The organism is Streptomyces sp. NK08204, from assembly GCF_020400585.1.
Lineage (GTDB): Bacteria > Actinomycetota > Actinomycetes > Streptomycetales > Streptomycetaceae > Streptomyces.
This window is the reverse complement of the sequence record NZ_JAINVF010000001.1, coordinates 512,523-527,812: the sequence shown is the minus strand read 5'-3', so window position 1 is coordinate 527,812 and position 15,290 is coordinate 512,523. Positions and strand designations below refer to the sequence as shown.

Below are 15,290 nucleotides of genomic sequence, written 5' to 3'. Positions count from 1 at the left end.
GACGGGCGATGACGGAGACAGGGACACCAGGGACAGCGGAGTTCGACGCGCCGCCACTGCGCAGGCTGCGGTACTTCCACGGCCAGATGCTCGGCGCCAGGGACTTCCAGCGTGAACAGGATTACTACCGTGAGCGATTGAAGCTGCGCATGCGCTGTCTGCTCGGCTACGGCGTGGTGTGCGGCCTGTTCGTGGAGCCGGTGCCGGGGCAGGGCGACTGTACGTCCGGCGGCGACGGGCACACGGGGGCCGACGAGCCGGCCGCGACCGATGAACACACCGATGAACACACCGATGAACACACCGATGGGCACACCGAGGCGGAGCACACCCGGTACAGGGCCAAGGTGCGGATCAGCCCCGGCCTCGCCGTGGACTGCGACGGCAACGAGGTCGTCGTACGGGGCGGTTGCGATATCGACCTGTGGCAGGCGCTGCCCCCCGGCGAGCGGGACACCGACACGGTCTGGATCGGCATCCGCTACGCCGAGCGGCCCGTCGAGCCCACCCGCGCCGTCTACAACGACGCCTGCGCGGACACAGCCGACTGCGAGTTCGGCTGGACGGAGGAGTGCCACAAGGTGGTCGTCACCGGATGCGAGCCGCCGGTGGACGAGCGCTGCGACACCTGCTGCTCCCGCTGCGCGCACACCACGCTCTGGCTGGCCAGGATCGACGGCGTGGACCGGCACCAGCCGGTGCGCCGGGACCGGATCCACATGAACGTGCGCCGCCCGTTCGGCCGCCACCTGCCCACGGTCATCACCGGTGTCAACTGGATCCACGGACACACGTACACCATCGACGAGGCCAAGGCCCTCCTCGGCACCCAGGACGAGGGCGGCGGGCTGGTGGTGCGGTTCTCCGCCGGTGTACGCACCGACTCGCTGCAGCCGGGCGTGGTGGAGATCCAGGTGATCGAGGGCGGCAGCGGCCGCAACGCCTCCACCTGGTACATGGGCGGCACCTTCACCGAACCAGCCGCCGAATGCGGCGAGTTCACCGATGAGTTCCGCTACCGCCAGACCACGCGCGAGACGCTGCAGGACGGCGACCGCGTGCTGATCACCGTCCGTGCGGCGTTCCTCCTCGACCGCTGCTGCCGTCCGGTCGACGGCACCCACGTCGGCGGACGCGTACCGACCATCGACGCCGGCACGGACGTATCGGTGGCGGCCCGCGGGGGCTGCGAACTGCCTCCGTCCGGCATCGGTCCCTGGACGTCCGGAACCGGGGCGGGCGGGGACGTCTTCGAGAGCTGGTTCTTCGTTAAGGAGCGCTGATCATGCGAACAGACTGCGGATGCGGCTGCGGTGGTGACGCCACCCGGACCTCCGCCTTCGTACGCCCGCGCTTCTTCGCGGGCCAGCTGCTGACCGAGGACGATCTCGGTCTGCTGGTCGACTACATGACCGCGAAGGGCAGGCTGCACAACCGCTCGCTGTACGGGCCGGGGGTCATCTGCGGCCTCGGCGTCACCTGCGCCCCGTGCGGCGACGGCACCGTGACGGTCCACCCCGGACACGCGCTCGACTGCGCGGGCAACGACATCGTGGTGCCTTGCGCCGAACAGGTCGATGTACGGGCCCTGGTGCGGGAACAGCGGGTCAGCGCCCTCGGTGTGGACTGTGGTGAGAACTGCGACGACGAAGGCGGCCGCCGCTACGGCCTCTATGTGCGCTACCAGGAGACGCCCGTCGAACCGGTGGCGCCGTACGCCACCGAGGAGCCCTGCCCCTCGCCGGGCTGTGTGCCCTCCCGGATCCAGGAGGGGTTCCGCTTCGTCGTCAGATGCGACGACTTCGAGGACCACCGCCACAACCCCGGCACCCGGTTGCTGGCGAGCATCGGCGACCTGGCCCGGGCCGACGGCGCCCGCACCCGGGGCCGACGGCTGGAGTACTACCTCGACGCCCTGTCCACCGCCTCGGCCGGCACCGGCAGGACGTTCCGCTTCGACGCCGCCGACGCCAAGCGGTACGCCGCCTCCCTGGCCTGGCTGCGCCAGAACACGGGCGGCGAGGGGCCGCCGCCACCACCGGCGGCCCGCGAGATGACCGAGCACGTCCGCGCGCTCGCCGGCGGCGTAGCCCGCTACGACACCTACGACGCCGCCGGACAGGAGCGGCTCAAGGGCGCGTACCCGGACCTCGCCACCGTCCAGGAGGCCCGCGGCGTCCTGGCCACGGCCTGCGACCGGCTCCGCGCAGCCGACATGGAAGCGGCGTGGCCCGACCCGCTGCACCGCACCCTCGCCCGCGCGGTCGTCACCGAGACCGCGGCCCGGGTGGTGCCCGAGCGGGGCGACGCGGACGCGCCGCTGGAAGTGCGCATGGTGGCCCAGGGGACACCGCTGAGCCATGCGCTGCGGGTGGAGTTCCGTGCGGACCTCGGCCTGATCCGGGAGTGGCTGCTGTGCCGCCTGGACCAGGCCGGCGAGACCGGTGACTGTCGGCTGCGCACGGAGGTCGCCGCCGTCGACGTACCGCCGCTGCTGCCGGCCCCGCCGCCGGACAGCGTGGAGAAGGCGAGCATCGCCGAGGTGCAGCAGATCGCCGAAGCGGCGGCGGCACTCACGCTCGCGCTGCGGCGCTTCCTGACCGACGCCGCGTGCGCCACACTCAACCCGCCGTGCGGCGACTCCACCGACACCGACGTGCTCCTCGCCCATCTGGAACTGGACGGCTGCGATGTCGTACGGGTGTGCTCCGGGATCCGCGAGCAGGTGCTGCCGGGCGGAGGCGCGTACGGTGAATGGCTGCCCAAGCTCTACCGGCTGCGCGAACTGGCCGAGCGGGTGTGCTGCGCGCCCCTGCCACGCCTCGACAGGCCGACGCTCCCCCCGCAGGGCGACATCGTGCGTCCCTACGTGGAAGGCCTGCTCGGCGACTGGCCGCGCACCGGGGACCTGGAGGAGATGCTGTCCCTGCTGCTCACCCCGGCACCCGGCGAGACGCCGCCCAAGGCGCTGCACGAACAGGTCTACACCACTCCCAGTGAAGTGACCGACAGCATCCAGGAGCTGTCGATCCTGCGCACCCAAGTGGCCGAGCTGACCGCCGCCTTGGAAGGGCTGCGCACTCAACTGGACAGCGCCCGGACACAGGTCGGCCGATTGAGCGGGCAGGTTCCGGAAAACCTCGAGTCCCGCCTCGCGCACCTCGAGGGCGGATCCGGCGAGCCGTCCGGTGAGCCGCCCACCCAGGACGGGCCCGCCAGACCGCCGGCCAAGCGCACTCGCCCCACCCGTAGCCCGAAGCCCGGGGAGACGCCATGACGGGCCCGCTGCGCCCCGCCTTCCACGAGGGCCAGGTGCTGGCCGCCGCGGACCTGTCGGCCACCGTGGAGTACGCGCGCGCCATGGCCGACCGGCACGCGCGTCATCTGCACGACTGGGGCATCGCCGAGGGGCTCGGCCTCGTCACCGGGGGCCGCACCGACCCGCTCACCAACGCCCGCTACGTCGAGGTGAGCGTGACGCCGGGCATCGCTGTCGACGGCACCGGCCGAGAGGTGGTCCTCACCGAGCCGGCCGTGCTGCGCGAGAGCGACTTCGAGGAGGTCAACGGGGCGGACCAGCCGACGGACGAGCCCTACCCGGTCTTCCTCACCGCGGCCGACCGGGAGCCCGCCCAGGCACCCGGGCCCGTCTCGTGCACCAGCAGCGCGACCAGGACGCGCGTGGAGGAGTCGTACCAGATCCTCTTCGGGCGCCTCGGCGACGAGCGGCTGGTCGACGAGCAGCGCCCGCCCGCGACCGGCGCCCCGCCGGCCGATCCGCCCGCCCGCTGGCTCGTCCTGCTCGGCTACGTCCGCTGGACGGACGGCCACTTCAGCGGGGTGGAGACCAAGGCCCGCGGGGTCGGGGTGCGCTTCGCGGGCGTCCGGGCGGACACCGTCTCGGCCCGCTCGGACGCCCTGACCCTGCGCACCGGACCGACAGCCCAGGAGGGCAAGCCCGCGCTCGTCCTGTCCGGGGGCGACAAGCCCAGCCTCGTCTTCGGGCTCTACCAGGGCAGCGGCACGGTCGCCCCGCTGATGACCCTCGCGGCCAACGGCAACCTCACCATCGAGGGCAGCTTCAGCGGCCGGATGCCGGTCGGCAGCACCCTGGTGGTGTCCGGGACGGCCACCGACGGCATGCTGCTCCCGCTGCCGCCCGGCATCACCGCGGAGCAGATCGCCGACGGCCGGGTCGTGATCCATGTGCAGTTGACTCCGCGCGTACCGCCGACTGCCACCACATCCACGCTGGTCAGCACGGTGGAGGCAGCCGTGGACGGCGACCGCCGGGTCAGGTGCCGGACACGTCTGTACGACCCCGGGGCCGGCTCACCCGCGGTCGTCGAACGGCCCGGGGCCGTCGACTTCCTCGTCCTGGCGACAGTCGCGGCAACGAACGGAGGTGGCTGACCATGGCTCTCACCGTGGTGTACGCGGCCGACACCGGCCATGTGGTGGGTGCGCTGGCCCTGTCCGGTGCCGGTGCCCCGGCCGACGTGGCCGCGCTCGTCGGACGCGCGCTGCCGATGCGCGTCGGCCTCGACGAGGGCCGCGTCGCGACCCTGCCACTGAAGGCCGGGGACCTCGCCGTGGCGGCCGTGGACGACGAACCGGCCGCCCTTGTCGATCCATTGGCGTTCGGAGTCGAGCTGAGCCCCGAGGGCAGGCCCAAACCCACGCTGGTGCGCCTGGCCACCTGGACCGGCGGTGCCGGTGTCGCGCTGGCGACGGACGGGCTCACCATCACCGTGCAGGTCGCGGCGGCCCGGCCCGCCAAGGTGGTCGCCCTGGTCTCCGACGACCAGGACACCCATGTGCTCGCCGGGGAGCTACCCGCCCAGCAGACCCGGCTGAAACTGCCGGTGAGCCTCGGCCTCGGCGGCAGGCACGGCGTACTGGTGCTGGTGGCCGGCTGGGCGGGCCGCCTGGAGGAGGCGGACGTCACGTGACCACGCCCCCTGCACGGACCGTCGACGAGGCCGGTGAGATCACCGTTCACCGGTGCACGGTGAGCGTGGTCCGGCGCGGTGGGTGGAGCTGGGGGCCGGACCCGCGCGGCATGGTGCGGCAAGTGATCGACTTCCTTCCGGAGCTGCTGGCGGACCACTTCGCCCAGCAGCTGACCGGCGACGGCCCGGACGTGGAGATCACCGAACCGGTGACCGTCACCGTCCGGCTGGGCGGGCCCGGCCGGCCCGGCGGGTCCCACGCGCCCGCCGAGGTCCACTTCGCGCCGGTCGCGATGGCCGAGGTCCCCGGGGAGGCGCCCGTCCAGGAGTTCTCGTTCGAGGAGTCCTTCGCCGCCGAGGCGGCCGTCCGGGACGCGCCCACGGCCGCCGCGCTCTTCGCCGAACTCGCCGAACGGGGCGAACTGGGCGCACTCCTCGCGCTGCTGCCCGAGGAGACGCTCCGGGTGTATGCGCTCGCCCTGCTCGGCCACGACGACGGGGCAGCCGCCCGGCTGCTCACGGAACTCGTCGAGCGCCTCCGCCCCGGCAGGCCGTCCGAGCCGCTGCCCGACCCTCTCCGCACCGAGGTCGCCGACGCCGGCGCTGCGGCCCTGTCCAGGCTCCTCGCCGAGTACGTGACCTCGGCGGAGTACGACGAGGCGGCCCGGCTGGTGCGGTCCTTGGCCGGGGAGCAGGACCAGGTGGTCGAGAAACCGAATCCGCAGGCGGCGTCAGGTGCCGTCATGGTCCGCGCCACCGAAGAGGTGCGCGTGTGGTCCGTGTTGCCGTTCCTGCTCGCCGGACCCCTGGCCCGCATCGGGTACCTCGACGCGATCGCCCCCGCGCTGGCCGGTGTCGAACTGGTCGAGGAGGCACCGCTGTTCGCCGCCGCCCTGGCTTACAAGGTGCTGGGCGTGACCACACACGGCCGGCGCCGGGGCGAAGAGGACCGCGAGGCGGCCGCCGCCTTCGCCGGGCTCCGACCGCCCGTCCCCGAGGACCGGCTGACCGCGTTCGCACGCGCGGTACGGCCCGCGCTCCCGCTGCTCGACGGCGTCCTGGCGCTCTCGGTGTGCCGCGGCCACGACCCTGCCGACCCGCTCCTGCTCACCGGGGCCGACGACGGGCTCCTCCTGATCGACGCGCAGGGCATGTTCCCGATCGCCTGGGCAGCGGACCTCGCGGCGCTGCTGCCGTACTGGCAGGCCGGCGGGCGGCCACCGGTGCTGGTCTGCGGAGGCCCTCTTCCCCCCGGCTCGCTGCGCGAACTCGACTCGGCGGGCGTGCCGTTCCTGACCGGCGTACGGCCCCTTCGCGGCGATCCGGTCGTGCGGCTGCCCTGGCGTACGCCCCTGTGGACAGGCGCGGCACAGCAGCTGCCGGATCCGCACCTCGCCGCCGAACTGCCCGGCCACGCAGACCGGTTCGCGAACCTGGTCACCGCGCTGGTGGCCGAGCGCAGGGCGGTACCGCTCGCCCAGGACAGCGCACTGGAGCGCTCCGTCACCCTGGCCGCGACCCTGGGCCTGGCCACGATCGCCTGGACGCTCTGGCGTGACCGCGAGCTCCCTGATCCGCTGCTGGCCCTGAGCCGCTTCGCCGACCTGGAGGCCACCGTCCGGTTCGAACCGGACGCCGTCCGGGTGCGCGTCCCGATGGGGCGGCGCCACGCGGACCTGCTGCGCGGCGGGTTGTTCGCCGACGTGCCCGACGTGGTCTGGCTGGGCGGGCGGACCCTGACCTTCTCGGGAGGCTGAGCCACATGGGCGAACCGGCGCTGGAACACCTGCGGATCCGCCTGGCGGACGTCCACCGGGCGCTGCGCGCCGCCGTCGAGCGGCAGTCGCGGATCGCGGCCCGGCTCACCCGGCCGGACCTCACGCCGTACTGCATCACCGACGAACAGGTCGATGTGCTGCTCGGCGAGGTGTGCGCCTTCACCGACGCGATGGCAGGCCCGTGCGCCCCCCAGCGGCCCGAGTCGGAAGCGGAACGGGAGCTGAGGCGGAGCGCGTCCGCCGAGGGCCGGACCCTGCCACTGGACGCGCTCGCCACCCGGTTCGGCCTGACCCGCGCCGAACAGGACGCGCTGCTGCTGGTGGCCGCGCCCGAACTGGACCGCGGCTACGAGCGGATCTACGCCTACATCGTGGACAACCTGAACCGTCGGCTGCCGAGCGTGGAACTGCTGCTCACAGTAGGGGCGTTGAGTGCGGCGGACGGGGAGGCGGACGGGGAGGCGGACGGGCCGGGGGAACCAGTCGCGGCGGACGGGGCGGTCAAGGCCGCCGAACCGAGCGTGGCCGCCCGCCTCGCGCTGCGCCGCGCGCTCGGACCGCCCGGGGCGCTGCGCCGCTACGGCCTGCTGCGCACCTACGGAGAGGCCGCGCTGGAGCTCGCCCAGGAACTGGTCCTGGGCCCCGGAGTGCTGGACTTCCTGCTGGGCTGGGGCACGGACGTCGGGCTGCTCGGCCACGACCCCGGCGAGGTCCTCCAGCCGGATCCACGGGTCCTGCCCCCCCACCTGTCCTCTGCCGGGCTCACCCGGCTGGGCCGCGCGCTGGGGTCGGGCGACATCGACCTGGCCGGGCTGTGGGGCTGTCCGCCCGGCGGCCAGCTCGACGCCGTCCAAGCCCTCGCCCGCGCGGCGCGAGCACCGCTGAGGTGCCTGGCCGGCGACCCCGAAGCCGACGTGCGGACAGCCGCCGCACTGGGTGCGGTGCTGTGGATCCCCACTGACGACCTGCACGGTGAGGGGCACCGGGCGCATGCCGACGCGGTGTTCGGCGCCCTGCTCCGCTCGCGGACCCCGGTGTGCCTGACCGGCCTGAAACCCTGGCGGCCGGCGGGACTGCTCGCCGCCCGCGGCTACGCCGAAGTCGTGCTGCCCGCACCGGGGTTGGGTGATCGCCGGGCGATGTGGTCGGCCGCGCTGCCGGACTTGAACGGCACGCTCCTCGAAGACCTGGCCGTGCGCTACCGGATGAGCGGCGGCGAACTGCGCGCCGTGGCGTCGGTGGCCGGGGCCGGGGCGCGCCTGGCGGGCAATGGGCACCCGGAGCCGGTCGCCGACCACGTGGAGCCCGCCATCGCCACCGTCATCCGGGGACGCGGCGGCAGTGCGGTGCGCTCGATCGTGCCCCGGCGCACCGTGGACGACCTGGTCCTGCCCGAGGCTCAGCTGAACCAGATCCTGGAGATCGCCTCTGCCTCCCGTGCCTGGCCCCGGATCGCCGAGACCTGGGGCTTCGCGCGCCGGTCGGCACCCGGCGGAGTCAAGGCGCTGTTCACCGGCGAGCCCGGCACCGGCAAGACCATGTCCGCCGAGATCGTCACCGGCATGCTCGGCCTGGAGCTGCTCAAGGTGGACCTCGCCCAGATCGTCTCCAAGTGGGTGGGGGAGACGGAGAAGAACCTGGAGGCCGCGTTCCGGCAGGCCGAGGAGAGCCACGCGGTGCTGCTCTTCGACGAGGCCGACTCGTTGTTCGGCAAGCGCGGTGAGGTCAAACACGGCACCGACCGGTACGCCAACCTCGAAGTCGGCTACCTGCTCCAGCGCCTGGAGGCCAGCGACGGCCTGGTGATCCTCACCAGCAACCTCAAGGACAACATCGACGTCGCGTTCACCCGGCGCTTCCACTTCGTGGTCCACTTCCCGCGCCCCGCCGCCGCGGAGCGACGCAGGCTGTGGCGCCTGGCCTTCCCCGAGGAGGCCCCGCTCGGTGCGGACGTGGACCTGGACGTCCTGGCCCGCCTGGACATGACGGGCGCCGGCATCACGGCGGCGGCCCGCACCGCAGCGCTGGCCGCGGCGGACGGCGGCGGTGACGCGATCGCCATGCGGCATGTCGTACGCGGGGTGGTGCGCCAGTTCCAGCGCGAGGCCCGCCTGCTCCGGCCGTCCGAACTGGGCCCCCACGCCGATCTGCTCGTCGACACGTCCCGGAGGTGACCTTCGATGCTGCCGACCGAACCCCCGCTCTCGCTGCACCGGCTGGTGGCGCCGGTGCCGCCGGCGCGCGCCCGGGAGGTCGTGGCCGCCGCCCACCAGGGGCGGACCGGCCCGGTTCCGGTGAGCAACGCGGCACTGGCCCACAGTGTGTACGCGCTGGTCAAGACGCCGTCGGCCGCTACCCAGGACCAGCTCGGCAACGCTGCCGTGACCAAAGCAGCCGCAATGGCGTCCCCTGCCGTACCGCTGATCATCATGCCGTCGAAGACGCGCTCCGCGAACGCGCCGAGTTGGTGAGACCGCAAACGACCTGAGTGAAGTCCACAACCGCTCCGGTAAGCGCCACAGTCGACGAGTGCAACGGCTTCTCGCAGGGTGAGGGCGGCGTCCTCATGCGGGCTGCGCTCACCGCGCCTCGCGCGCTGCGACCTTGCGCCGCAGCTCCTCGACCCGCTCGACCAGTTCCCGTGCCGCCTCCAGATGCTCGTCCTCGGCGCCGACGCCCCAGTCGTCCGGGGCGTCCATCAGGCGCTCCGTCTCGCGTAGTTCTTCGAGATGGAGTTCCTCCAGCACCGTCAGCAGGGAGTCGCCCCGCCGCTTCACCCTGTCGCGACGAGTGGTCTTCTCCCGCAGTCTGAAGACGGTCGGCCGGCCCGCAGCGAGCTCGGACAGCCGGTAGCAGAGCACCTCCTTGTTCTCCCAGGATGGGCTGTTCGTGCCGAGCGTGAAGACGAGGGGCAGGAGATCGGGGTCCAGGGCGAGAAGCTTTGGCTCCGTCCCGTCGGGCGGATCCGAGGCGGCCAGCGGGCCGCCCCGCGCCGGCGGGACGGCCAGTCGCCACGGCTGATCGGTGCATACGACCAAGAGGCCGAGTCGCCACAGCTCGGCCTCGGCGAGCACGAGGAACTCCAACGGCAGATCGACCCCGTAGCACTCGCGCATGACCTCCGGCACGGACAGGCCGTTCTCGTACAGCGCATGCGCCAGACGGGCCATCGAGGAGTAGTTCTCGCGGGACGCCTCCGCCCGCAGCTGCCGGAGTACGGACTCGTCCACTTACTTCCTCCCTGCTTTCGCGCTCTCCTCGGCCTCGGCCTTGGCCTCCTTCAGCAGGAGGGACAGCTTCCGCCAGACGCTCTTGAGCTCCTCTGCCGTCAACGCGGTGATGATCTCGCTCGTCACGGCTTCCGCCCTGACGAGGACGTCGTGCAGTCTTTGTTCCCCGGCGTTGCGTTTCGCCACCGGCGGGAGCTTCCCGAGGTACTCCCGGACCGACTGTTTCATGGTCTCGATGCGTTTCTGGATCTTCGGGTCGTCCACCGTCAGCTCCGGGTTGTCGACCATCATCTTGACGACGGCCTCCACATGGGAGAAGACGTCCGCGCGCACGAAGTTCTTGGCCGGGAGGCCCAATCCCAGATTCGCCAGGAACAGTTCGTTGGCCAGCACTTGCGCGTTCGCCATCGACTGCGACTGCAACATGATCGCGTACGCCATGTGGCGTTTGCTGCGCGCGCTCGGCCCCCGCACCGCGAGTCTGCGACCGGGGTCGTTGAGCTTCGCGTCCGTGCTGATGGAAGCGCTCGGATCGTACACGGGGGAGAAGCCGCGGCCGTAGAGACGCAACAGCCACTTTCGGAAGCTGCGTCCTTCCCCTTCACCGAAACCGTAGGGACGTTCTTCCTTGGCCGCCTCGTCGGCCCGCTTCTGCATCATCTGGAAGACGCCGTTCAGGCGAGGCTCGTCCCAGACCTTGACCAGTGTGTTGGGCTCGGTGGGGTACGTCATCTCCGGGATGCGCCGGGCGAGGGCCGCCCGGACCGCCCGGTCGACCGCGTTGGCGAGCTGTGTCAGCTGCACCACCCGCTCCGGGGCGCCCTCCTGCCACTTGAGCTCGTCGAAGTCGTAGCCGCCGACGATCATGATCGGGTCACGTTCGACGGCACGGAGGATCTGCTCGTACGCAGCCAGCACACCACGGCCCCCGGGAGCGTGGACGCCGCCGTCGGGATCCTGGCTCAGGGCGTGGACCTGCTGGTTGACCTTGCTGAGGACGGCGACCGCGCGCTCGGTGTGCGAGGACGTGAAGACGTGTCCGCGCAGGAGCCCGTACGGCACCGCCTTCGCCCGCTTGCTGCCGATGCCCTTCTCCTCCTCATGGCGTGCGGCCCTCTTGTGCTCGTCGGACAGGCCGTCGTACGTGCTTTTCACCGTACTGAAGGGAACGGTCTTCTTGCTCTCGATGTCGAACCACTCGGGCGTCCAGACGAAGCCGAACGCGATCATGCGCAGCTTGTCCGGGCGCAGGATGGCCCCCAGCGCGGCGGAGATCACAGGAACGCCGCTTTCCGAGTGCCCCGGGTCCAGGCGTTCGGCGGAGTTGACGCCGATGACGACGGCGGTCCTGGCCCACGCAACCTTCTTTTCGGAGGAGCCCGCCCAGGCCTCGTCGAGATAGCGGGCGGCGATCCTCGGCCTTCTCTTCACCTCGTTGGGCGTCGCCACCATGGTGATGACGAAGGCGGCCGAGTACTTCTCCGGCAGCATGGGGTGGTCGATGTCGTGCAGGGCGCCGACCGGCACGCCGACGTCGGTCAACACGGTCGACGCCGCAGCCTTGCCGATCTTGTAAGGGAAGAGTTTCTTGAGCGGGGTCTTGGCGCTGGGATTGATGGAGACCGTGATGAAGTAGGTGTTGCGGGCCGACTGCTTGAGTTCGATCCGGGAGAGGCCATGGCGCGCCTTGATGGTGGGAAGCCCTTGCCGTACGGTCTCCTCCGTCGCCGACTTGGCGTCCAGCAGACGCGTCGCCTCGCGGACGGCGGCGTCCAGGGCGCGCTGCATGTCCTTCTTGGACCTCTTTTTCCTGCGGTCCTTCCTCTGGCGGTCCGGATGGCTCCTGTGCCTCGGCCGCCGTTCGTCGCGGCGCTTGGGCCGTCGGCCACGGCGCCTGCCGGGGCGGTCGTGGTCGTCGCGGCGCTTCTTTGGCTTCTTCCGGCCGAACTTCGACCTGAGTCTCGCCCACACCTTCTTCACCAGGCCCACGATCTTGTCGATCACCCAGTCCACCGCCCGGTCGACCGGCTTGGACAGGGCCTGGACGATCTGCTTGACCTTGGCGGCGATGCCGCCGACGCCGAGGAGGGAGGCCAAGACGCCGAGCAGGACCGGGATCGAGCGGGCCAGGGCGCGTTCGATGAGGCCCGGGACGCCGCCGCTGCCGCCTCTTGCGATCAAGATGACCGCGTCGAGCACCGCGTTCACGAACTCGAAGATCTGGCGCGCCTGGGTGACGATGAAGCGCACGATGTCGATGATCAGCTTCACCGCGCGCACGAAGGCGGACGCCGGGTTGAGCAGTGAGAGCACCCACATGATCCCGGCCTGGATGATCGTGGGGGTCACATACGCGATGACCTTGTCCAGCAGATCTTTCTTCAGGTCGCCCACGCGTGCCTTGAGGTCCTCCCACATCCCCGCGACGCCCCGCTTGCGGACCTCGGCGACCAGCGGGACGGCGGTCTCGGCCGCCGCGACCGCCGGTTCCATGTTCGGGACTTTGCGGACGATCCGGCCGCGGATGTTCTGCCAGGTCAGCCCGAGCAGAGAGGCGAGCATCTTCAGGACGCCCCGGGTGTCGAACGTCGCCGGCAGCTCGATGCCCGCCTCGGCCGTCTTGCCCAGCAGCCAGGACAGGATGCCCTGTTGCAGATGGCGGCCGATGTTCGCCAGGAACTGCCGCAGACCGGCGCCGACGGCGGACACCAGGTTGCGCAGGAAGCCGATCGGGTCCTTCAGGATCAGCATGACCGCCTGGGCGGCCTTGGCGAGGACCGCCAGCAGCAGCCGCTTCAGTTCCAGGATCGTGTTGATCACGGCCTTGACCGCGTCCACGGCCTTGGCCACCAGGCCCTTGTTCTTCTCCTTCTCCGCGGCGATCTCGTCGTCGACGGACTTGAGCGCCTCGGTGTACTTGGTCGCCAGGGTGTCGACCAGCTGGGTGCCCTTGTCGTCCACGGCCTGCGTGAGCTCGTCGAACTTATCGGTGAACTCGGAGGCCGCCTGCTGCCCGATGGTGCGCAGGTCGGCCGGGAGCTTGCGCACCGCCTCCTGCATCTCGGTCCGGCCCTGAGCGATACGCCGCTTGGCCCGGTTCAACTCCGCGCCGATGGTGTCCGCGACGTCGGAGATCACCTGCCGCATCCGGCGTACGTAGTGGTCGCGGGCCTCCTCGAAGATCTTGTCGGCCTCCGCGGGCAGCCCGGCGAACTTGTCGCGCACCCAGCGCAGTTTGCCCCGCACGCCCGAGTACCGGCGGTCCTTGTACTCGTCCATCTTCCGCTTGTGCTCGGCGGTGAACGCGTCCCGAGCAGCCTTCTCGCCCCGGCTGAACTGGTCGTCGACGAGCTTGTCGAGGCCGCTCAGGATCGCTTCGACGTCCTTCTTCATCGTGTCGAAGACGCCCTGCAGAACCGCCGTGACCTGGGCCCGCTTCTCCTCGTCCCGGCTCTTGGCGCCGGTCTTGCCCGTGTGGACCTGCTGCCCGGTGCGCACCCGCTGGGCGCCCATCGCGCCCATCGCCGCCACCCCGAGCCGCCGGGCCTGGGCAGTGGAGGCGCTCAGTTGGGCGGCCTCGTGCTTGCGCATGGCACCCGGGGCCGTCTCGGAGTGCCGCTCGGCCGCCTTCTTCTCGCCCAGCGCCTTGCCGAACGCCGGTTCGTTGGACCGCTGCAGCTGCGGTTCGGTGACCTGGGCATCGGCCATGCGCTGATTGACTTCGGCCGGACCGGCGGACAGATCGGTCGCGGAGGGCGGCAGCTTGTCCGGTACCGCCTGCGCGGGGTTCGGCGCGCCCGGCGTGCCGGGAGGCCGGTCCGCACTCATCGGCACGACCTTCTTGGGTACGGCCGCCGAGGTGTCCGGCGGAGCGGCGGTCGTCGTGGCGATCTGCTCGGCCGAGTCCGACTTGCCCTCGCCGACCTTGCCGTGCACCTCCGCTCGGACCTCGTCGGCCTTCCCGGAGCCGGCGAACTTGTCCGCCTCGTCGAGGTTCTTCGGTGCCTTGTCCGCGATCGCCTTCTCGACCGCCCTGATGAACCCGTCCTTGTCGAACTCCTTGGGCCGGGCCTCGTTCATCCTCTCGGCGTTGGCGGTCTTGCCCTGCGCCACCTCGTCGTCCTTGGGAGGCAGTGCGGCGTCCTGCGCCGCCACCGCCTCGGCACGCGGCGGAGGGTGCGAGGCGGCCAGGGCCCGCTTCTTGTGCCGTACGTCCTTCTTCAGGGACGCGAACTTCGGATCCGCGTCGGGGCCCGGCCGGGCCTTCACCTCCGATCCGGTGCCGGGGGCCGCCGGCGCCTCCGCCTCCGCACTCCGCGACGGCGGTGCGACGGCGGCCACCGCCGGGACGGCACCCGCCTCGGCGCGGCCGGCCGCCGCGACGGCGCCGTTGCCGACCATGTCCTGGGCGGCGGGCGCCGGCCGCCCGGGGAAGGGCGGGGCCGGCACCGTTCTGCCTGCGCCCATCAGCGCGGCCGTCACCGCCGCATTGGACGGGGCGTGCACCGGCGACGGTGCGGAACCGGTCGTCTCCGGCCGCTGCTTCGTCGGCGCGGACACCGCTGTCGACGCCGTCGGCCGCACCGCGAGAGCCCTCGGCACTGACATCGGACGGAATCCCTCCCCAGCAGGTCGGCCGCGACAGGAGTCCGGTGCATCAGGGACACCCCGACGCAGTGTGCCGCCACGGGCGTGACGAGTTCGTCACCTCCGTATCCCCCGAAGCGTCTCCGTGCGCCACGCCTCCGACCCGGCGGTCCGGCGCCTCGACGCGCGCATGTCCGCCGGTACCCGGTCCCCTGGCCGCGCTTGTGAGACGGCAGGCCGCGCCGCTGCGGTGGACGCCGGACGCGCGGTCGGTCCGGTCCTTCCCCGGGGGCCTTCCGGCCCGACCGCACGTCCCGTCGGCCACAGCACGGACACGTACGCCAACCCGGCCGGGTCCCGCCCCGACAACGCGACGGCCTGGCGCTCCCACCGGCCAGGCCGGCCGCTTCGGGCAGGGCCTTGGAACCAGCGGACTCCGGCCGGTGCATCAGCACGGGCACGAATGCGCGCGTGCGGTGGCCGGAACCGAGGGTGGGGTCGTTCCGGTGGTCACCGGTGACGACGAGGCGGTTATTGGGCGCGTCGAGGAGGGTGATGAGTTCGCCCGGTCCCGTATCGACCTGTTCCAGGACGGCGCCGTAGCCCGCGGCGTCCCGCCGGCGTCCGGCCGGGTCCGTCTCCTGGAGGTCGGCGACGGCCAAGTGTCCCCGGTGGCGTCGAGGGTGCGCGCGACCACTTCGGCGGTCGCCACCCCTGGGCCGCGCAGTGCCGCCGCAGTTGCC

General features: G+C 71.9%; 10 protein-coding genes. 7 read left to right on the top strand and 3 right to left on the bottom strand.

What is annotated here, in order from left to right; genetic code table 11:
• Positions 1-8: 8 nt before the first annotated feature.
• From K7G59_RS02245 to K7G59_RS02215, 7 genes are read left to right on the top strand one after another with little or no spacing between them, the layout of a single operon-like run.
• A complete protein-coding gene (locus K7G59_RS02245; RefSeq protein ID WP_225830061.1) occupies positions 9-1,283 on the top strand; it encodes a hypothetical protein in 1,275 nt (424 codons plus the stop codon).
• Positions 1,284-1,285: 2 nt separating this feature from the next.
• On the top strand, positions 1,286-3,277 hold the full coding sequence (locus K7G59_RS02240; RefSeq protein WP_225830060.1) for a hypothetical protein: 1,992 nt from the start codon (positions 1,286-1,288) through the stop codon (positions 3,275-3,277).
• Complete coding sequence (locus K7G59_RS02235; protein ID WP_225830059.1) at positions 3,274-4,413, top strand: hypothetical protein; 1,140 nt, start codon at positions 3,274-3,276, stop codon at positions 4,411-4,413. Before K7G59_RS02240 ends, K7G59_RS02235 begins: the two co-directional genes overlap by 4 nt.
• A 2-nt stretch (positions 4,414-4,415) precedes the next feature.
• Positions 4,416-4,952 carry a hypothetical protein gene (locus K7G59_RS02230; RefSeq protein WP_225830058.1) on the top strand — a complete coding sequence of 179 codons (537 nt, stop codon included), beginning with the start codon at positions 4,416-4,418 and terminating at the stop codon, positions 4,950-4,952.
• Positions 4,949-6,709, top strand: coding sequence for a hypothetical protein (locus K7G59_RS02225; protein ID WP_225830057.1), 1,761 nt, complete (start codon positions 4,949-4,951; stop codon positions 6,707-6,709). The genes K7G59_RS02230 and K7G59_RS02225 overlap by 4 nt, the downstream gene beginning before the upstream one ends.
• A 5-nt stretch (positions 6,710-6,714) precedes the next feature.
• Positions 6,715-8,904, top strand: a complete 2,190-nt coding sequence (locus K7G59_RS02220) for an ATP-binding protein (protein WP_225830056.1) — start codon at positions 6,715-6,717, stop codon at positions 8,902-8,904.
• A gap of 6 nt (positions 8,905-8,910) precedes the next feature.
• Positions 8,911-9,201 carry a hypothetical protein gene (locus K7G59_RS02215; RefSeq protein WP_225830055.1) on the top strand — a complete coding sequence of 97 codons (291 nt, stop codon included), beginning with the start codon at positions 8,911-8,913 and terminating at the stop codon, positions 9,199-9,201.
• 108 nt (positions 9,202-9,309) lie between these two features.
• Here K7G59_RS02215 and K7G59_RS02210 read toward each other — a convergent pair whose 3' ends face one another.
• Genes K7G59_RS02210 through K7G59_RS35220 form a run of 3 tightly spaced genes read right to left on the bottom strand, consistent with a single transcriptional unit; the run spans position 9,310 to position 15,209 of the window.
• Positions 9,310-9,960 (bottom strand): hypothetical protein, encoded by a 651-nt coding sequence (locus K7G59_RS02210; protein WP_225830054.1) that lies wholly within the window; start codon positions 9,958-9,960, stop codon positions 9,310-9,312.
• Positions 9,961-14,520: a hypothetical protein gene (locus tag K7G59_RS02205; RefSeq protein ID WP_374114174.1), complete on the bottom strand. Its 4,560-nt coding sequence runs from the start codon at positions 14,518-14,520 to the stop codon at positions 9,961-9,963.
• A complete protein-coding gene (locus K7G59_RS35220) occupies positions 14,439-15,209 on the bottom strand; it encodes a hypothetical protein (protein WP_225830053.1) in 771 nt (256 codons plus the stop codon). Before K7G59_RS35220 ends, K7G59_RS02205 begins: the two co-directional genes overlap by 82 nt.
• Positions 15,210-15,290 lie beyond the last annotated feature (81 nt).

Bases quoted from the DNA above. Each gene is read 5' to 3' on its own strand.
- K7G59_RS02245 (WP_225830061.1), top strand. From the start codon at position 9: ATGACGGAGACAGGGACACCAGGGACAGCGGAGTTCGACGCGCCGCCA.
- K7G59_RS02240 (WP_225830060.1), top strand. From the start codon at position 1,286: ATGCGAACAGACTGCGGATGCGGCTGCGGTGGTGACGCCACCCGGACC.
- K7G59_RS02235 (WP_225830059.1), top strand. From the start codon at position 3,274: ATGACGGGCCCGCTGCGCCCCGCCTTCCACGAGGGCCAGGTGCTGGCC.
- K7G59_RS02230 (WP_225830058.1), top strand. From the start codon at position 4,416: ATGGCTCTCACCGTGGTGTACGCGGCCGACACCGGCCATGTGGTGGGT.
- K7G59_RS02220 (WP_225830056.1), top strand. From the start codon at position 6,715: ATGGGCGAACCGGCGCTGGAACACCTGCGGATCCGCCTGGCGGACGTC.
- K7G59_RS02215 (WP_225830055.1), top strand. From the start codon at position 8,911: ATGCTGCCGACCGAACCCCCGCTCTCGCTGCACCGGCTGGTGGCGCCG.